Origin of the sequence: Dyadobacter koreensis, assembly GCF_900108855.1 — a bacterium.
GTDB classification, from domain to species: Bacteria; Bacteroidota; Bacteroidia; order Cytophagales; family Spirosomataceae; genus Dyadobacter; species Dyadobacter koreensis.
In genome coordinates this window covers 902,760-919,261 of sequence record NZ_FNXY01000001.1, presented here as the reverse complement: position 1 = coordinate 919,261, position 16,502 = coordinate 902,760, and the positions used below count along the sequence as shown (strand labels likewise).

Below are 16,502 nucleotides of genomic sequence, written 5' to 3'. Positions count from 1 at the left end.
GAAACATAAAATCCAAACGCGATCACTGGGGTTCTATTGTCTTAAAAAATGTTAAATAACTAATTCCTTAGTAATGGATTTCGGGAGCGGCCTTATTCTTTCGCAAACAACACTTTAATCGAGCGGACTTCCCGAATCCACCGCGCCTGTTTCTTGTCATTGGGGGTAATTATGCGGAACGGCCCTTCGCCGGCAGGTAGTAGCTGACCATCTTTTTGAGTAGCCAGAATGATGACTTGATCAGTAAATTCAGGATCAATTTCAGCAAGCGAATAAATCACTTCGTAGCCATCAGCAGCCTTAATCAAAACGTATTTTGCAAGATTTTCGCCCCGCAGCTTGCTGCCGGTTGTCACACCGGCTTTTTCCAATATTTCGATTAGTGAAACACCGTTGAATTCGTGTTCTTTATTATCGCGATCTTTCACTTTGTGGCCGACTTGTCTGTAAGCTTTCAGGTCTGATATTTTCAGATTTAATGGCGATACGACTTCTCCGGAGACAGATATCGAAGCTGCGTCCTGTGCGAAAGTTCCGACAGAAGCGTTAAGACATGTAAAAAAAATCAGTGTGAGAAATTTAGACTGGGTAGGTGACATGTTATGGTGATTTTGAGGTTAAATGCGGGTTCGAAAATTCAGGATTTTGTAATAAATGTTAAACTGGTGAGCATGGCTAAAAATGATATCATATCGCGTTTTTCACCGATTGTGAGCGAAAGTGTTTTCCGATTTTTTTCATTGGATACATCTTTTAAAAAGACGCTCAGCGTCGGGCTGGCTACGATATGCTCGTTGTAATGATCCAAAACTACGGGAACCTGACGCAGATCAAACCCCCGGACATATACCACAGATTCATTTCTCGGCCCGACATTTGCAATACTCACACCAGGAAGAAGGTTCAATGCATTTGAAAGATCTGTGCGGTTGAATTTTTCGATACGCGAAGAGGTAAGTCTTTGGCTGCCGTCACGACTAATCGCTCCTGGAATTGTCGCTTCACCCAGCTGAAATGTGCGGTCTCTTGTAGCTTTTTCCGTGGCCTGTGCAAAAAGTGAAGAAAATGCTATGGCAAAAGTTACAGTTAGTATAAGTTGTCTCATAATTTCGATATGTACAAACGGATATATCGCAAATATACGAAGACCTCTAATCCAGAAATGAGTTTTTCGGAATAATCTTAAATCAGGGCCAGCAATTCCTTCTCGGCTTCCACAACAGCTGCAAGCTTGGCATCCAGTTTTTTATACGCCTCAATCAATTTTTTTCCTGCTGCTGTGACCAGCGTACCGCCACCGTGCTGTCCGCCTTTTTGTGTAATAATGTAGGGACTTTTTGCATAATTATTCATTTCGTCCACCATCAGCCATGCCTTTTTGTAAGACATATTCATCAGTTTCGCGGCTTTTGAGATCGAGCCCGTACTTTCGATATGTTCCAAAAGTTCCAAACGGCCAGGGCCAAAAAATTTCATATCGTCTATAAAAACCCAGTGGCGAAAGCGTATTGTGATATTTCTTTCCATTTAAGATTTGGTATTTATATGCCGAAAGGCTTCTGTTGAGTGCAAAGTAAGATAAATATCAGCTGGGAGAGCTGTAAAATAAAAATGCTTTTACACAAAAATCCCGTGGCCGCTGTCAGCGGCCATGTTTCAGGGATAACTAAACAAGTTGAGTGTAATATGAAGGGGAGGATAAAATAATTTTGATCGCTCTTATTTGCCTTAAGTACTGAATCACAACACAAAATTAAAACTATATTTAAAATGAACTTAATTTGAAACCATGATATATATCATATTTTGACGACCGGAAATTCTTGGCGTATTTACGTATATAAAATATAGTTATCATGTTTTTTTAAATTCGTACAGATAAAATAAACTCATGCCCACATTTTAAGTAATAGGACATAGTTCAATTATTTACTTTAAGTTTACTTTTATTAACCGTAGCTCCGCACTTTACAATATAGACCTGGTGTTCATTTTATGTTAAAAACCCTTATTGCTGACGATCATGGTGTAATCGCGCTTGGAGCAGGTATGATGATCAGCGAAATTTATCCGGATTGCGAAACGGAGATGTCTGTTTCTTTTGAGAATACTGTTGAAATTCTACGGAGGAAATCTTTCGATATATTGGTGTTGGACATCAATATTCCCGGAGGAAATAATGTTTCCATGCTTCAGGAAATATTCACCATTCAGCCTGATTTAAAAGTCATGATGTTTTCATCTTTTCCAGAAGAAACCTACGCTGTTTTATACATCAAGGCGGGAGCCAGGGGATTTGTTTCCAAAACCTGCACAGTCCAGGAATTTCAGACGGCTTTTAGGGTAATCATGTCTGACGGGATATTTATGAGTGATTTTTTAACTGAGCATTTATTAAGAAATACAAATCCGGACAAAGAAATAATAAGTCTCTCAGCTCAGATATCAAAACTTTCCGCACGTGAGATGGAAATTATGGATCATCTGATCGCAGGGAAAAGTACCAGTGAAATTGCACATAAATTAATGCTTGCACTTCCGACTGTAAGTGTTTATAAAAATAGGATTTTCCAAAAAATGAAGGTGAGTAACCTTTCTCAGCTGATCAAGAAAGTTTGGGAACTGGGCAATACCTCGGAATATTTCAAATAATTATAATTCCAGGGTGCAGCATCCGCCAAACGTCTTTAGAAGTCTCCTTTTTCTTTCGTCTAATTTATTTTACAAACGCTTCAAAAGTGTCGCTACGAAGTAATTTGCTATCACTTAATAAGTTTGAGCGCTGAATGAAAATATTTGCTATCCCACGTGGATGAAATTCGCATTTATTGTCATGTCAATTCCACTCAAACCTCAATCAGGAAAACTATGAAGCAAATTTTTACCACATTTCAAATCGGAAAACGGCTTAAAAAAATTGTGATGGGCTGCCAGGTAGCCGCATATCTTCTAGCTGGAATCACAACCACGCAGGCGCAGTCTCCGGGAGGAGTAACCGGCGCTATGGTTTGGTTAAAAGCCAACAGCGGGACGGGGACGACCACAAATGGAGACGCGGTAACAAGCTGGACTTCCCAGCCCGGAACAAAAAGCTTTACCGGTACGGCAACTTATTACACCGATGAGGTGAATCTTGCAAACTGGAATCCCGTTGTACGTTTCAATGGAACAACCGATGTCTTGATTAATTCGACTGTCTTTGGAGCTGATGCTGTAAACAGCAATTCTACCTTCATTGCAGCAAAAATTTTGGGCACTTCTACTTCTTTGACAAGTGTTATTTGGGGATCTTCGGATGTAAACGACAGTTTTAATCGACTGAATGTCCATTTTCCAAACGGCGGTACTATTTACTATGATATGGGTAATGCCGTAGCTGGTGGTAGAATTGCAACGCCGATGGCAGCAGCTGATTACAATTCTAATAATATCTGGACATTCCGGACGGGTACGGTAGCAGTTCCTGCTTTTAACCATCAAATATTCCGGAACGGATTATCCGCTGCGGCTGGAAATAGTGCTATTGGTGCGTATAGTCTAGAGGGAAAAGAACTCCGGATTGGAAGCAGTGTTGCTGGGTCGCAGCCTTGGTATGGTAATTTGTTTGAAACAATTGTTTACGAAAAGGATCTGACTACGCTTGAACGCCAGCAGGTCGAAACGTATCTGGCCGTAAAATATGGTAAAACATTACCTTTTGATTACGTTGCTTCGGATGGCTCAACAGTATATTCTGTGGCCGGATATGGTTCTAACATTGCTGGTATTGGTCGTGACGACACTTCACTCTTATTACAAAAACAAAGTCAGAGTTCAAATCCGGGAGACCAGGTTTTAATGAGTTTGAACGGTGCACCGCAAGCGACAAATGCTGCGAATGCAGGTGGGATCGGACTCGACAGGAGGTACATAATCTGGGGCGACAATAATCTTCCGGGAACCAGTTACGCAAGTAATTTAACCAGTGTTAACGACTTATTTAATAAGTGGTGGAAAGTTGAAAATGTTGGTAGTATAGCTCAGGCGGTTACGCTTCTTTTCCCGGCCAACGCAGTTTCTGCTTATACGGCGCCGCGCATTGTGAGAAGCGCGACAGGTTCAGCAACGACTGCTGTTACGTATCCTATGGTTTTGACGCCGATCACTGTAAACGGAGTGGATTATTTCTCTTATGCTACAGCCTGGGCACCAGGTTCTTCGTATTTCACTTTTGGAGGATGTTTGCCTATTGATGCTCCTGAGGCAACAATTATACAGCCGACCTGCTCGCTTGCAACGGGAACAATAACAATTAACAATCCTATTTCGGGACAGACATATAGTTTTGATAACGGGGCAACCTATCAAGCGAGTAACATAAAAAGCGGCTTGATTCCTGGAATTTATCAGGTTATGGTGAAGGATGGGTGTGGGGCATCTGTGGCTACCCCTGTCACTATTGAGGCGGCCGATTGCTGTACGCCAGCGGCCGGAACGATCACGCTCAATCCTTAATAGATTTTCAAACACTTAATTGTCATAAATATGATACATTCTAAAAAATGGGTGCTTTGGAGTCGGATTGCGCTGGTTTTTATTTTTTTGAGCGCTACGCTCGATGGTTTCTCACAATGTCTGAGTCCGGGCTCAACAATAAATTTTTCGGTAACCGGCAATAATACAACGGCTGGATATACCACAGCAAATGTGCTTACCAACGAAGACGGAGTTATTATCAAAACCGTTATCAGTGGTTTTAACGCACCAAGTGTGGATGGTTCTTATAAGATTTATACGGTCAACTACCGAAACGATTCCGAACCTGACTTTACCCGAGGGATTAATATAAGTTCAATTTCGGGCGCATGTGTTTCAGTGGGGTCTGCAGCTGTATCGTTTTGTATAACAGGTGGATGCGTTTCTGTGGGTACGTCGGTTTCGTTTACGCCTGCCGGGCAAAATACTAGCGCTGGGTACGAAACCCGATACGTTTTGACAGATCAGGCGGATATCATTATTTCTAGCGGCACAGCAACTTCTATAACGGTACCTTCGTCAATTGGCACGTATAGGATATATGCGGTGAATTATAACACGGCCAACGGATTTGCTTTGCCTGTATTTACTGCCGCAACCAGTATTTCGGCTATCGGCGGTGGCTGTACGGATACAAGCGATCCGTTGGAGTTTTGCGTCGACTCCCCGCTCCCTGTTAAACTGGTTTCCTTTTCGGTGACAGAAGAGGCCAGGGCTGCGCACTTAAAATGGGCGACGACAGAGGAGATCAACGCGGAGCGTTTTGACATAGAACGAAGTTTAGATGCTAAAAACTGGAATCTTATCGGTCAAAAGGCAGCAGCAGGCGAAAGTAAAAATTTGCATCACTATACACACACGGATATTTCTCCGAAAAATGGGATTAACTATTACCGACTTAAAATGATTGATCGGGACGCGACTTTTGCTTACAGTTTGATAAAAAATATCAAATTTGAAAAAGCGGAAAGTTTGGAAAGTGTATATCCAAATCCTGTTTCAAATGTTTTATTTTTGAAAAACGTTGATCTTGAAAATGTTAAAGAGATTTCGATTGTCAATACAATTGGTGTGACGGCTTATCAATCTTCGCCTGGCTCCCTTGCAAAGATTTCGTCAACCGGTATCCCGGTCGGATATTTGGCAAACGGTATGTATCTGTTGAAAGTAGTGCATACTGACGGCACATTTTCATTTCATAAAATATTGATCAATAAATAACCGGGTCGATATTATCTCTGAAACAAATTGTAACACCTTCCTCATAATTGAAAAACGCTGTCTATCCGGACAGCGTTTTCTATTGATAATATTCGGGAAATCTGAACTTGATTTACTTCTATTATTCCAGTCCATCTTATTCCGAAACGCTCGAACCCAGGTTTTTCTTTCTTCCAAAAGTGGCGAAGCGACACTGACTAAAACAGATATGGATTTTGCATATTTCAAGGTGCGATATTATCTCGATGCCTGTATGGCGAATAGTTGATAATTTATTGAATCAAAAACTCAAACTACAATAGCCTGTGCTTTTTTGTGTTCCGTCGAAACTTTTATCATTTGCAGTGCAACGGAAAGGATAATCAATCCAAGGCCAATGTAAAACGGGGTTGTTAGCTCCCGGTTTTCCTTGTAGATCAGAATAGCCAGTGCGATCGTATAAATTGGTTCAAGATTGAAACTTAAGTTAACAGTAAACGCGGAAATTTTACGAAGTGCCTGAATTAGCAACATGTAAAGAAGCACGGTACAGAATAGTGAAAGCATAAGGAGATAACCCAAGTCCTGCCAGGATGGAATCATCGTTTCAACCGGAAAAAAGTGAAGATAAAAAGGCATCAAAATCGCCAGACCTAAGCTTCCTCCAATCATTTGATAAACCATAATGGTTTCACTTTTAAAAGAATGTGCTAATCTTTCGTTGGCTATGGTATAAAATGCTACCAGGAGCGAAGACATCACACCAAGCAGAATCCCGGTACGATATCGCGAATCAAAACTAAAAATAAGCCCGATGCCGAGCAGTGTCAATCCGCTTAGCAATAATTCAGAGAGGGCAAATTTCTTTTTGTTTAAGATAGGAGCGAGAATGGCCGTGAAAAATCCAGTAAGGGAAAAGCATACTACACCAACTGAAATGTTGGAATATTTAATACTTCCGTAAAAGAAAATCCAGTGAAGCCCGAGCAGAAATCCGGACAATGCGATACGTTGGAAATCCTTTTTTGAAATGGCCTTCAGCTTTTGTGAAGCTCCTAAAATCATTAGCAGCAAAATTCCGGAGATCAACATACGGTACCATACCAGCAATCCTTCGTTAAGCGATATCGCTTTTCCGAATACGCCCGTAAAGCCGGCAAGTAAAATGGAAATATGAAGTTGAAAGAAAGCTTTTTTCATTATTAAATGATATAATTTATTAGTCCCAGAGCTCTATCCGAACTTATGGTTTTGTTTACTTATGGCGAAATTATTCTTTATACCGAAAACCTGATTTATCTGTTCATTCCTCAAAATTATCGTAGTAAGTAAAATCCTCTGTTATCAGTCCATTTTCTATTTTAAAAATGGTACAAATAGGCAATTCAAACTTCGAGTTGTCGGGCGCCGTTCCGGAGGATACAAATTCAACGATCACATGATTCTCGCCGGACGGATAAACATTCAGGATTTTGTCAGCTACATCAGGAAACGTCTGATGTAGCTCTCCATATTTTTTTATCGTCTGTTCCCGTGTTTGTCTGACGATCCCCTGGCCTAATGAAGGATCTTTAAAGTCAGCCGTTGCGGTGTACAGATTCGCCATACTGTTCCAGTCATGCTTATTAAAATATTCGAAATACTGCCGGATAATTTTTTCATTTTTATCTGAAACTTTTCGTTCTCCACAAGCGTAAAGTGCGAGTAGGGAAACAAAAATAGGGACGAACTTTTTCATGCTGATCGGGTAAGGGTTGATATAGTTTATTTTCTACGTGTTATTGTGCAATTTCGGAAACGGTTACTGTATTTGTTGCTCTGTTCAGACCGTAAATTAGCTGTTTTCCTTTTACAGATTTATCAATCGCAATACCCTGGCCATAAATCGAAGCCGGAAGCGTCGCGACGTGTTCGAGTGTGTATCCTGATTTTGGCAGCTTCATCACATATAATTCTGGCTTGTCGTGACCTGTACAATAAAGCAAACCGTCGGTTCCCCAGGCTCCTCCGGAATTACTTTTTGGCGTGAAAAGCTCCACGATATTTTTCGGAAAAATCCAGGAAGCGAGCTGTCTGAATTCCAAGTCATATTTCACAAGGGAAGTCCAGCGCACATCTCTCCCTTCACTAGCTTCTTTCCCGCCATAGTGTGCAAAACCGATCCACCAGAAACCGTCTTTCTGATCGATCCACGTAAGTGATCCGTGTTCTGCAATCCCAAAGCTATGGTTATCAATGTGCTGCATGGTTTTTGTGTCAAAGATTTCAATAGAGCTTGCCATGGGGATTTCAGGATAATTAGAATTTGCACAGTACAACTTACCTTTGATGACTACGCCGCTGTTCAAGTGTTTGATGCCGTCTTTGGTTCCGTCCCACTTTGCTATTTGTTTGCCGTCAGTCTTGCTTAACTTCAAAATCGTGCTATTGTTAATAACATAGAAGTATTGCTCATCTACCGCAACAGCCTGTTTTGCTTCCGAAACCTGGAATTTCCGGGTTTCAGTGATCGTCTGCGCCTGGGATGTGGAAAAGAACATTAACGTGGTCAGACTGACTGAAATGAATATTGCGCTGTAGAAATTCATAATTGAATTGATGAATTTGAAATCTTAAAATTACTCGAAATAGTAATTTTTTAAGTTTAAACGGGCAATATTTTGTCAATACTTTTGATTGGTCTGCCATTGATGGATTTATTGGCCAATAATCGAAATTATTCTACATCATTTTCTGTCATTGCATAGTTTTAATTGCGATTTCTCACTTAAATTTGTTTCGACAAAGCCCTTGTAAAACCATCCTCAAATTGTAAGTTTCTTTATGTATAATCTTTTGATATTAGAAAGTGAATCGATTTTTAAAATCGGAATCTCCAATCGGTTAGAAAGAGAAAATAAAAACATTAAAGTTGAAACCGCAGAAAGTATCAGTCAGATTTTGCAGTCATCACTTTTTAAGGTTAATGAAGTGAAGCAGTCCTATGATCTGTTTATCGTTTCTCTAAATAAACAGGACGAGCAGTTGTTGTCATTTATTAAGTATACGATCCAGCATAAACCTGAGCTGCCGATTTTGATTTTTTCCTATGAGAGTGCGGATTGGTTGTTCAAGCAGGGGATAAATACGAAACCAGCACCTGGCCGGTACATAAAAAAGGTGACTTGCTGGGCAGATATCCAGCAAGAGGTCAATAAACTTTTTAATGAGCCCGTAAAATTATCTTCCACACAAGTCCGGGAAATATCGACAGATTTTACATTGCCGAGCCGCAGGGTTGGCGAGCTCTGATCTGCTTATTAAATTTGTCCAACAATCCCGATTACCATGATCGCTGCGTTTTCTGCCGCAATCTGATAAAAATTCTTTACGTCCGCAGATGCTTTTTTGTTCGCATTATCGCTCAGGCTGCGAATAATCAGAAACGGTACTTTTTGCTGATAGCAGGTTTGGGCGATGGCAGCACCTTCCATTTCGGTTACCGCTGCGTTAAGGTCCTTTCTCAACCGTCGGGTAGCCATTTCCGAAGCAACAAAAACATCGCCGGTCACGATAACCCCTTTGGTAATTGAAGGAGAAAAACTTCCATTTTCACGTTTGACTTTTTCAAATTTTAATTTTTTTGATATCGAAACCGCTTTTTGAATCAACATCGAATCGCAATTAAATACGATCGGATTTTCGATCATATTATAAGGATTTTTTGTCGGAGTGTAGATCATACCCGAATCTTCTATCGCGCCGTAGTCATGGTAAGTTACCTGCGTACCAATCACGATATCCCCTGGGTTGAGAGATGTGTCGATACCGCCAGCGATGCCGGAAAACACAATTTCCTCCGGTTTGAAATGTTCGATCATAAGCGTTGTGGTGATCGCTGCATTCACTTTCCCAATTCCCGTTTGGGCCAGCACAATTGATTTCCCGTTAAGCATACCTTTGGAAAACAACGTTTGGGCAATTACTGTGTCTTTTCGGTTTTCCATTTTGCTTCGTAACAAAACCAGTTCCGGCGGAAATGCACCGAGAACACCAGTAACTTTTTGAGAGAAAACGTTAAAAAATGAGAACGTCAGAAGGAGTGAAAATAGAAGATTTTTTTTCATGAAGGTAGTTATAATATCAGCGCCAATATGGCAAATAAATCAATGATCCAGAGTGCAAGACTGATCTGGCGGGTTTTTCCGGTTGCGATGTGTAAGAGAGTCCAGCTGAGAAATCCCCAGATTATTCCCTGGGTGATCGAGTAAGTGAAAGGTATCAGTACCATTGCAAGAAATGCAGGAAAAGCTTCGCTCAGATCCTGCCAATTAATTTTTATAACCGGTTTCATCATAAAAACTCCGACAAGAACAAGCGCTGGTGCGGTGGCGATCGAAGGAATGGCACTGATAAGCGGTGATAAAAATAAAAACGGAAGAAATAACAAAGCTCCGACCATAGCCGTCAATCCTGTTTTTCCACCTTGTTCAATGCCCACGGCGGATTCGATATAGGCAGTTCCGGGGCTGCTGCCTGTGAGTCCGGCAAGGGTTGTGGAAAAAGCGTCGACGATCAGGGATTTTTGAATATTTCTTGGTTCACCGTTTTCGTCCAAAAGATCAGCTGCTTCGGCCAGTCCGACGAAAGTCGATAAGCTGTCGAACATATCGGTAAACACAAAAGCAAGGATTATTGGCGCCAGGCTCCATTGTAATGAATTGACCAGATCCAGTTTGAATAACAGGCTGAAATCAGGTTTGGAAACAAGTTCATTAATGGTTATCAGTGTTTCAGATCCTCCATAATATCTTCCGATTGGCCAGGCAAGCAGGCTTGTAACGATGATGCCGATCAGGATACTGCCTCTTACATTTCGTGTTAGCAGGACAACTGTGATCAATAAACCGACCAGGAACGTAACTGTGCCTGCATTCAGATTGCCCAGACCAACCATCGTTACCGGATTTGCTACAATGAATTTGGCGTTGGAAAAGCCGATAAGCGTGATAAAAAGGCCAATGCCAGAGGCAATTGCATAACGTAAAGGTTTCGGAATTGCCTTTACGATATAGGAACGAATATTAAACACGGACAGAATCAGAAAAAAGATCCCGGACCAAAAAACAGTCCCAAGCGCGACCTGCCAGCTTAATTTTTCAGTAAAGACTGCGGTAAAAGTAAAAAACGCATTCAACCCCATTCCTGGCGCAACCAGAATAGGGTTATTGGCATACCAGCCCATCATGAAACTGCTGAAAAAAGATACCAGAATTGTTGCGGTCAGTACAGCCGAAAAGGGCATTCCGGTTTGACTCAAAATAGACGGGTTGACTACGATAATGTAAGCTGTTGCAAGGAAGGACGACACGCCGGCAAGAATTTCCGTGGAAACTGTGGTGTTATTTTCTTTCAGGCCGGAGAGGGAAAACATAGCGTCAGAGTTTATTTCAAATATATTGATTAACCGGCGTTATTAAAAACCAACCAGGATTTGCGCGGATATTTGTTCTATGATTCCTATTTTTCCTGTCAGAAATACAGGTTTAGCTTAACTCTGACGTTTACCATTACGCTTTTACAATGTCATTTTACGGATACAAAAATTCGAATAATAGATTTTTTTTGACCCATAATAAGGCAACAGGTCATTTCGGCCAATTGAAATTTTGCTATCAATATCAATTATGAAGAACTGCCAAAAATATGTTTTTCAGTCCTTGCGCCTCGGTTTTAGAGAATGGGCTGAGGAGGATATTCAAGAAATGTTCCTGATCAGTTCGGATACGGAAGTCATGAAATTTTTTCCTGAACCACAAACAATAGAGCAGACAAAGGATTTGGTCAGGCGTATGCAACAGCAATTTGCCAAAAACTGCTTTTGTTATTTCGCTGTTGAAGTATTGGAAACCGAAGAATTTATAGGGTTCATCGGACTTGCCGAAATAAATTTTGAAGCCTCCTTCACTCCCGCAGTTGATATTGGCTGGCGCCTCGCAAAGTCTGCCTGGAATAAAGGTTATGCCACAGAAGGCGCGAACAGATGTGTCAGGTACGGTTTTGACGTGATGAAGTTGAAAAGTATAAAATCGATAGCACCCGAAATTAACACAAAGTCAATCAATGTGATGAAGAAAATCGGAATGAAACAGAAAGAAACTTTCAAACATCCATTTTTAGCCGATTGTAAAAGACTGGAAAATTGTGTGCTGTATGAAATTGAGAATAACTCCTGATCAGAGATGCTGATTTAACACGCGCTTATCTTTTTGCTGTTTCACGAATTCAGAGGGCGTCATTCCTTCTTTCTTTTTGAAAACCTGATTGAAAGTTGCCTTGGAATTAAAACCTGCTTCAAAAGCAATTCCCACTATTGAAAGGTGTTCATTAGAAGGATGCAGGGATTGTTTTTTAAATTCCTCGATGCGGTAATTATTTACAAACTCGTAGAAATTCACTTCAAATTCAGAGTTGATTACCTGAGAAATCTGATGTTTGGTTATCCTCAGCCGGCTCCCCAAATCGGTTAGCGTCAATGTACAATCCAGATAGGGTTTTTCTGTTTCCATATGAAGTTCCAGTCTTCGCGCGAGGAGTTTTGATGCCTCTGCATCCAGACCGGTTTTCGAATATTTATGCGGTTTTTCGACATTGTCTTCATTTTCCTGCGGATCATTTGTTTCGAAATCCAGTTTTTCCTGTAACATTTTATATGCAATCCAGTAAACCAGAATGACTACCAGCAGAAAATGATTCGGATAAATTCCGGATAACCCTTTTATGTCAAATTTTTTCGCGTAAAATACAAACAGTGAAAAAACCAAGATAGCCAGCACGAAGTACAAAAAATGCGGGAGCCATTTTCGGTTGCTTTGCAAAATTATACTTGTGCTTTGCTGCTTGACTTGTCTGTTGTAAAGCTGCAAAGCGATTAATAAATAGACGATATGAAAATAGTTTGTCAAATGGTTCATCCAGCCAAAATCAGCCTTCAAGACTTTTTCCTGATTCGATAAATAAGCAATTTTTTGAGATGCGACCTGGAAATAATATGGGGCCAAAATAGCCAGATAAATCAGAAAGGGTAAAAAATAAAGGGTATAAGATCGCCTGAAAGTAAACGTTTTTTGCACTAAGCTCTGAGTCAAAAGCAAAATTAAAGGACCGTAGCAAAGCGGTAACAGCCACGACAGTTTACTTAAATGAGGAAGCTGCACAAGAAGATCATTCATGTCAACTGCGATCAGCGAAAGGTGAGCAGCAATCATAAATACGAGCGTTGCCAAAATCCGGGCTGAAGTTCTGTTGACATTTTTTTGAAATAAAAGCAGCACGAGCAGCAAGCCTTGCACTATTCCCGAAAATAAAACGGCTGTGACCATGGATCTGTTATTTACGTAACAAAATTAATAGGTCTGAACTTATCGGGAAAGACCGTATAGTCACTATTAGACAGGATTTTTGTAGAAAATATTTAGCTATGAAAATTGTAATTCTAATCATTTTAATAGTCGCGGCTTTCTCAGATTGCCGGGCTCAGAAATTAAAAACCATGGGTCGGGAGCAGGCGATAAAAGACTTGCAGATCATAAAAAAATCAGTGGAAGAAATTCATCCGGGTTTGGATAGATTTGGTCAAAAGGCTGGTTTTGATGCCCGGTACGACTCTATTGCAAGCGTGCTTTCACGTCGGGATTCTGTCTCAGATCGCGAGTTTTTTCGGATTGTTAATCCCTTGGTTTCGGCAATCAGGTGTGGGCATGTTAAATTTTTACCTCCGTTTAAGGATTTTCCTTTTTATTTCGATGACAAAGATGTGCTGCCTTTAATCGTTCGGTTTGATGAAAATAAGAAATTGCTCATTGTAAGGGCTTCGGATAATAGGTTGAAAGGTAGGTATATAGAAGAAATTAATGGCAGGCCGATTACTGAAATTTTACGTATTTTAGCTGAGAACATGTTTGTGGATGGCGATGGCCAAACTGCTGCCGATGCACAAATTGAGCAATATTTCAGTGCATGGTATTCGGATTTCATTCACAACTCAGCAAGTTTTCAGGTGACATTAAGGGATGGTTCACAAAATTATGAAAAGTTGGATTTACACGGAATTTCCATTAATGCCTGGAAAAAACTAGATCAGGAAGTAGCGCTGCTCGTCAAAAAGAATGAGCTTACGTTTGTTAATGATTCGACGGCCTTTCTGAGGGTGGCCAGTTTTATGCCACAACATTCCAATCAGGAATTTCTAAAATTTTTATCCAGTTCTTTCGATGCTATTTCCAAGAAACCAATTCAAAATCTGATCATAGATCTTCGGGGTAATGAGGGCGGAAATGATAAATTGGGAAAGGAATTATATTCTCATATCGCTAGAAGCGATTTTCGATATTATGACCGTATAGAACTTCAAATCAAAAGGAAAAAAGATATAACCTACCGGCGGCTTGCATATTTTCCCCGGTTCGTTGGCATTGCTTCTTTTTTGTTGAAGAAAAAGGAAGGGAAGATTCTCTGGACCTATCACCAGAATCTGGGAAATCATAAACCTAAACGTAATGCTTATCAGGGGAAGATTTCTTTTCTGGTTGACGGACTTAGCTTTTCTGTGACGTCGGAATTTCTGGCCGTGGCAAGAAGCGAAAATCGGGGTGAATTTATTGGAGAGGAGAGTGGTGGCGCCTATTCAGGAGATAACAGCGGCGCGTTCATTATTCTTAAATTACCTTCTTGCGGTTTCGATATCGGTATCCCGCTGGCCGCATATTACTCGGCGGCCAGGCCTGCCGCAAATCCAGCAAGAGGTATTTTGCCTGATATCGAAATCAGGCAGACCGCGTCCGACCTGCTGGAGAATCAGGACACGGTTTTAAAGTCAGTATTGCAAAATAAAGGTTTGCAAAGCCAGCAGATCCCTCTTTTGATTAAGTAAAAAACGGCGATAAATTCAAATAGAAATTCGCGGCGACCTGTAGCGGCTGCCGCGAATATTTTCTATTTACGGGACTTTCGTTTCGTTTTACGCTTTCTGTTCTTTGTGCTCCTCTTTTTGCCCCAGTTATTTTGCATTTTGGTGTAAGACTTTTTGCTTACCGTTTTCTTCTTTTTAGGCCTGGAAGTTCCTTTTTTCTTGCGCGCATTAATGTTGTTCACCAGAGAATTCTTAACCCCAAGTTTGTTCTTTTTCGTATTGCGTTTCTTTTTTGAAGCTGCCATAATTTTGAGTTTAGGAATGGCAACATCAAATTTTATGCCTGAAAAGGATGTAGCATTGAAACGGACTTATCTTATTTTCGAAAGGTGGGTATCAAGCAGAAGATGGAATGGCTGAAGCTCCGGTAAAAATTTGGACGGAATACAGTTTCGGAGGGCAAAATTTAAGAAATCTCAATGAAAATCCCGGCTGAGAAATTTCAGACCGGGATACCTTTTTGCAGTGTTAACTTATATTTTGCAGCGCACTCACGAACAGCTTCATTTCGTCTTTGGTACCTATACTAACGCGGCACCATGGTTTTTCCTGAATGTCCATCGCTTTGATAATAATTCCTTTGTCCGACATCTTTGTCAAAAATTCTTTACCGGGCATGTTAATCGGGAAGATTACAAAATTGGTGTACGATGGCACATATTTATAGCCCATCGCGGTAAGGTTTTCGTATAAATAAGTCTTTGCTTCTGTGTTCAGTTTTCTTGTACTGTTTTGAAAATCAATATCATCCATTGCCGCTGAGGCCGCGTAGACAGATGTGCATGCAATGCCGCTTCCGCCACCTTTAGTCACTTTTTTGATGCTGTCCAGCGTCGAAGGTAAGGCTGCAACGTAGCCGACGCGAAGTCCGGCCATTCCCATAATTTTCGAGAAAGTCCTTGCAACGATGACATTTTTCTTGTTTTTCAATAACGAAACCATGCTTTTGTTATCGGCACCTTCCACTAGTTCTAGATATGCTTCGTCGATAAAAATTGGTACTTTATCAGCAACTCTGTTACAAAAATCTGTCAGCGCTTTTGTGGATGTTACCGAGCCGACAGGGTTGTTTGGATTGCATAGATAAACCAGTTTTGTATCTTTATCAATCGCTTTTTCCATCGCATCCAGATCATGCGACCAGTCTGCTTTGCAGGGTACCGGTTTCCACGTTGCGCCAACGGATTCTGCCACACGGATCAGGGACATATAAGTTGGGTCAGCAGAAACGATATTTCCACCTTTGTCAAACATCGCAAGTGCCGTTTTTTCAAGAAGATCACCCGACCCATTTCCCATCATGATGTTTTCGGGACTAACTTCTTCTTTCACAGCAATTTTGCCGATAAGATCGCGAAGTTCAGTTCTCGCATAGCGGTTGCCCTTTTCGATCGAATCTGAAATCGCTTTTCTTGCCATAGGAGGTGGCCCATAAGGATTTTCGTTTGAACCGATTCTTGCCACAACTTTTGCAAAATTTGGTTCCTGGTCCAGATAGTGCGCGCGTACCATCGGACTTAAAAAAAGCCGGTTAGACTGATCCAGCCTAAGTGGAGTTTCAGCGAACGCTCCGTCGCTTAAAAATGGCGCAACTGCCATCGCCCCGAGTGATGCAAACCCTGATTTTAACAGACTTCTACGGTCAATTTTCACTCCCATAAAGTTAGATTTTTGATGGTTGATAATACGGATGGGAATAGCTCCCTGGAAATAAAAACTTGGCTTGCGGCGACTTGAAACGGGTAGTTGATAACTACTTGCTAATCATAAATATAGTAAATCAAATAAAGATCTGAAAACGAAAATCAGGAAAATAATCGCTCGATATGACGAAAAA

General features: G+C 40.9%; 17 protein-coding genes. 6 read left to right on the top strand and 11 right to left on the bottom strand.

Annotated elements, in window-relative coordinates:
* Window positions 1-92 precede the first annotated feature (92 nt).
* From BMY70_RS03805 to BMY70_RS03795, 3 genes are all read right to left on the bottom strand, one after another.
* On the bottom strand, window positions 93-599 hold the full coding sequence (locus BMY70_RS03805; RefSeq protein WP_090332064.1) for a molybdopterin-dependent oxidoreductase: 507 nt from the start codon (window positions 597-599) through the stop codon (window positions 93-95).
* A 38-nt stretch (window positions 600-637) separates the two neighbouring features.
* On the bottom strand, window positions 638-1,105 hold the full coding sequence (locus BMY70_RS03800; protein ID WP_090332062.1) for a Plug domain-containing protein: 468 nt from the start codon (window positions 1,103-1,105) through the stop codon (window positions 638-640).
* A 77-nt stretch (window positions 1,106-1,182) separates the two neighbouring features.
* Window positions 1,183-1,527 (bottom strand): winged helix-turn-helix domain-containing protein, encoded by a 345-nt coding sequence (locus BMY70_RS03795; protein ID WP_090332060.1) that lies wholly within the window; start codon window positions 1,525-1,527, stop codon window positions 1,183-1,185.
* Between the two features lie 468 nt (window positions 1,528-1,995).
* On the opposite strand from BMY70_RS03795, the gene BMY70_RS03790 reads away from it, so the two are divergent.
* The 3 genes from BMY70_RS03790 (at window position 1,996) to BMY70_RS03780 (ending at window position 5,736) form a co-directional block, all read left to right on the top strand.
* Window positions 1,996-2,652: a response regulator transcription factor gene (locus BMY70_RS03790; RefSeq protein ID WP_090332058.1), complete on the top strand. Its 657-nt coding sequence runs from the start codon at window positions 1,996-1,998 to the stop codon at window positions 2,650-2,652.
* A 216-nt stretch (window positions 2,653-2,868) separates the two neighbouring features.
* A complete protein-coding gene (locus BMY70_RS03785) occupies window positions 2,869-4,494 on the top strand; it encodes a DUF8202 domain-containing protein (protein WP_090332057.1) in 1,626 nt (541 codons plus the stop codon).
* 30 nt (window positions 4,495-4,524) lie between these two features.
* The gene (locus BMY70_RS03780; RefSeq protein WP_090332056.1) at window positions 4,525-5,736 is read left to right on the top strand and encodes a T9SS type A sorting domain-containing protein; all 1,212 of its coding nucleotides are present in this window, start codon (window positions 4,525-4,527) and stop codon (window positions 5,734-5,736) included.
* Between the two features lie 288 nt (window positions 5,737-6,024).
* Here BMY70_RS03780 and BMY70_RS03775 read toward each other — a convergent pair whose 3' ends face one another.
* From BMY70_RS03775 to BMY70_RS03765, 3 genes are all read right to left on the bottom strand, one after another.
* Window positions 6,025-6,915 carry a DMT family transporter gene (locus BMY70_RS03775; protein ID WP_090332054.1) on the bottom strand — a complete coding sequence of 297 codons (891 nt, stop codon included), beginning with the start codon at window positions 6,913-6,915 and terminating at the stop codon, window positions 6,025-6,027.
* A gap of 103 nt (window positions 6,916-7,018) precedes the next feature.
* Complete coding sequence (locus tag BMY70_RS03770) at window positions 7,019-7,453, bottom strand: nuclear transport factor 2 family protein (RefSeq protein WP_090332051.1); 435 nt, start codon at window positions 7,451-7,453, stop codon at window positions 7,019-7,021.
* A gap of 40 nt (window positions 7,454-7,493) precedes the next feature.
* Window positions 7,494-8,303, bottom strand: a complete 810-nt coding sequence (locus BMY70_RS03765; protein ID WP_090332049.1) for a hypothetical protein — start codon at window positions 8,301-8,303, stop codon at window positions 7,494-7,496.
* Window positions 8,304-8,538: 235 nt separating this feature from the next.
* Between BMY70_RS03765 and BMY70_RS03760 the strand changes: the two genes are divergently transcribed.
* Window positions 8,539-9,006 (top strand): hypothetical protein, encoded by a 468-nt coding sequence (locus tag BMY70_RS03760; protein ID WP_090332046.1) that lies wholly within the window; start codon window positions 8,539-8,541, stop codon window positions 9,004-9,006.
* 8 nt (window positions 9,007-9,014) lie between these two features.
* On the opposite strand, the gene BMY70_RS03755 is transcribed toward BMY70_RS03760, so the two are convergent.
* Window positions 9,015-9,821, bottom strand: coding sequence for a 5'-methylthioadenosine/adenosylhomocysteine nucleosidase (locus BMY70_RS03755; protein WP_090332043.1), 807 nt, complete (start codon window positions 9,819-9,821; stop codon window positions 9,015-9,017).
* 8 nt (window positions 9,822-9,829) lie between these two features.
* Window positions 9,830-11,128 carry an NCS2 family permease gene (locus tag BMY70_RS03750; RefSeq protein WP_090332040.1) on the bottom strand — a complete coding sequence of 433 codons (1,299 nt, stop codon included), beginning with the start codon at window positions 11,126-11,128 and terminating at the stop codon, window positions 9,830-9,832.
* A gap of 253 nt (window positions 11,129-11,381) precedes the next feature.
* Between BMY70_RS03750 and BMY70_RS03745 the strand changes: the two genes are divergently transcribed.
* Window positions 11,382-11,930, top strand: a complete 549-nt coding sequence (locus tag BMY70_RS03745; protein WP_090332037.1) for a GNAT family N-acetyltransferase — start codon at window positions 11,382-11,384, stop codon at window positions 11,928-11,930.
* Here the strand turns inward: BMY70_RS03745 and BMY70_RS03740 are convergent, their stop codons facing one another.
* Entirely contained in the window at window positions 11,931-13,076 is a 1,146-nt protein-coding gene (locus BMY70_RS03740; protein ID WP_090332035.1) for a helix-turn-helix domain-containing protein, read from the bottom strand.
* 98 nt (window positions 13,077-13,174) lie between these two features.
* Between BMY70_RS03740 and BMY70_RS03735 the strand changes: the two genes are divergently transcribed.
* Window positions 13,175-14,626: a S41 family peptidase gene (locus BMY70_RS03735; protein WP_090332033.1), complete on the top strand. Its 1,452-nt coding sequence runs from the start codon at window positions 13,175-13,177 to the stop codon at window positions 14,624-14,626.
* Between the two features lie 62 nt (window positions 14,627-14,688).
* Here the strand turns inward: BMY70_RS03735 and BMY70_RS03730 are convergent, their stop codons facing one another.
* Both BMY70_RS03730 and BMY70_RS03725 read right to left on the bottom strand, forming a co-directional pair.
* Window positions 14,689-14,910, bottom strand: coding sequence for a hypothetical protein (locus BMY70_RS03730; protein WP_090332031.1), 222 nt, complete (start codon window positions 14,908-14,910; stop codon window positions 14,689-14,691).
* A gap of 223 nt (window positions 14,911-15,133) precedes the next feature.
* A complete protein-coding gene (locus tag BMY70_RS03725) occupies window positions 15,134-16,324 on the bottom strand; it encodes a pyridoxal phosphate-dependent aminotransferase (protein ID WP_090332029.1) in 1,191 nt (396 codons plus the stop codon).
* Window positions 16,325-16,502: the final 178 nt, after the last annotated feature.

What these genes read in the sequence shown, in the direction of transcription:
- BMY70_RS03805 (WP_090332064.1), bottom strand. Translation starts at nt 599, where the DNA reads ATGTCACCTACCCAGTCTAAATTTCTCACACTGATTTTTTTTACATGT.
- BMY70_RS03800 (WP_090332062.1), bottom strand. Translation starts at nt 1,105, where the DNA reads ATGAGACAACTTATACTAACTGTAACTTTTGCCATAGCATTTTCTTCA.
- BMY70_RS03795 (WP_090332060.1), bottom strand. Translation starts at nt 1,527, where the DNA reads ATGGAAAGAAATATCACAATACGCTTTCGCCACTGGGTTTTTATAGAC.
- BMY70_RS03790 (WP_090332058.1), top strand. Translation starts at nt 1,996, where the DNA reads ATGTTAAAAACCCTTATTGCTGACGATCATGGTGTAATCGCGCTTGGA.
- BMY70_RS03785 (WP_090332057.1), top strand. Translation starts at nt 2,869, where the DNA reads ATGAAGCAAATTTTTACCACATTTCAAATCGGAAAACGGCTTAAAAAA.
- BMY70_RS03780 (WP_090332056.1), top strand. Translation starts at nt 4,525, where the DNA reads ATGATACATTCTAAAAAATGGGTGCTTTGGAGTCGGATTGCGCTGGTT.
- BMY70_RS03775 (WP_090332054.1), bottom strand. Translation starts at nt 6,915, where the DNA reads ATGAAAAAAGCTTTCTTTCAACTTCATATTTCCATTTTACTTGCCGGC.
- BMY70_RS03770 (WP_090332051.1), bottom strand. Translation starts at nt 7,453, where the DNA reads ATGAAAAAGTTCGTCCCTATTTTTGTTTCCCTACTCGCACTTTACGCT.
- BMY70_RS03765 (WP_090332049.1), bottom strand. Translation starts at nt 8,303, where the DNA reads ATGAATTTCTACAGCGCAATATTCATTTCAGTCAGTCTGACCACGTTA.
- BMY70_RS03760 (WP_090332046.1), top strand. Translation starts at nt 8,539, where the DNA reads ATGTATAATCTTTTGATATTAGAAAGTGAATCGATTTTTAAAATCGGA.
- BMY70_RS03755 (WP_090332043.1), bottom strand. Translation starts at nt 9,821, where the DNA reads ATGAAAAAAAATCTTCTATTTTCACTCCTTCTGACGTTCTCATTTTTT.
- BMY70_RS03750 (WP_090332040.1), bottom strand. Translation starts at nt 11,128, where the DNA reads ATGTTTTCCCTCTCCGGCCTGAAAGAAAATAACACCACAGTTTCCACG.
- BMY70_RS03745 (WP_090332037.1), top strand. Translation starts at nt 11,382, where the DNA reads ATGAAGAACTGCCAAAAATATGTTTTTCAGTCCTTGCGCCTCGGTTTT.
- BMY70_RS03740 (WP_090332035.1), bottom strand. Translation starts at nt 13,076, where the DNA reads ATGGTCACAGCCGTTTTATTTTCGGGAATAGTGCAAGGCTTGCTGCTC.
- BMY70_RS03735 (WP_090332033.1), top strand. Translation starts at nt 13,175, where the DNA reads ATGAAAATTGTAATTCTAATCATTTTAATAGTCGCGGCTTTCTCAGAT.
- BMY70_RS03730 (WP_090332031.1), bottom strand. Translation starts at nt 14,910, where the DNA reads ATGGCAGCTTCAAAAAAGAAACGCAATACGAAAAAGAACAAACTTGGG.
- BMY70_RS03725 (WP_090332029.1), bottom strand. Translation starts at nt 16,324, where the DNA reads ATGGGAGTGAAAATTGACCGTAGAAGTCTGTTAAAATCAGGGTTTGCA.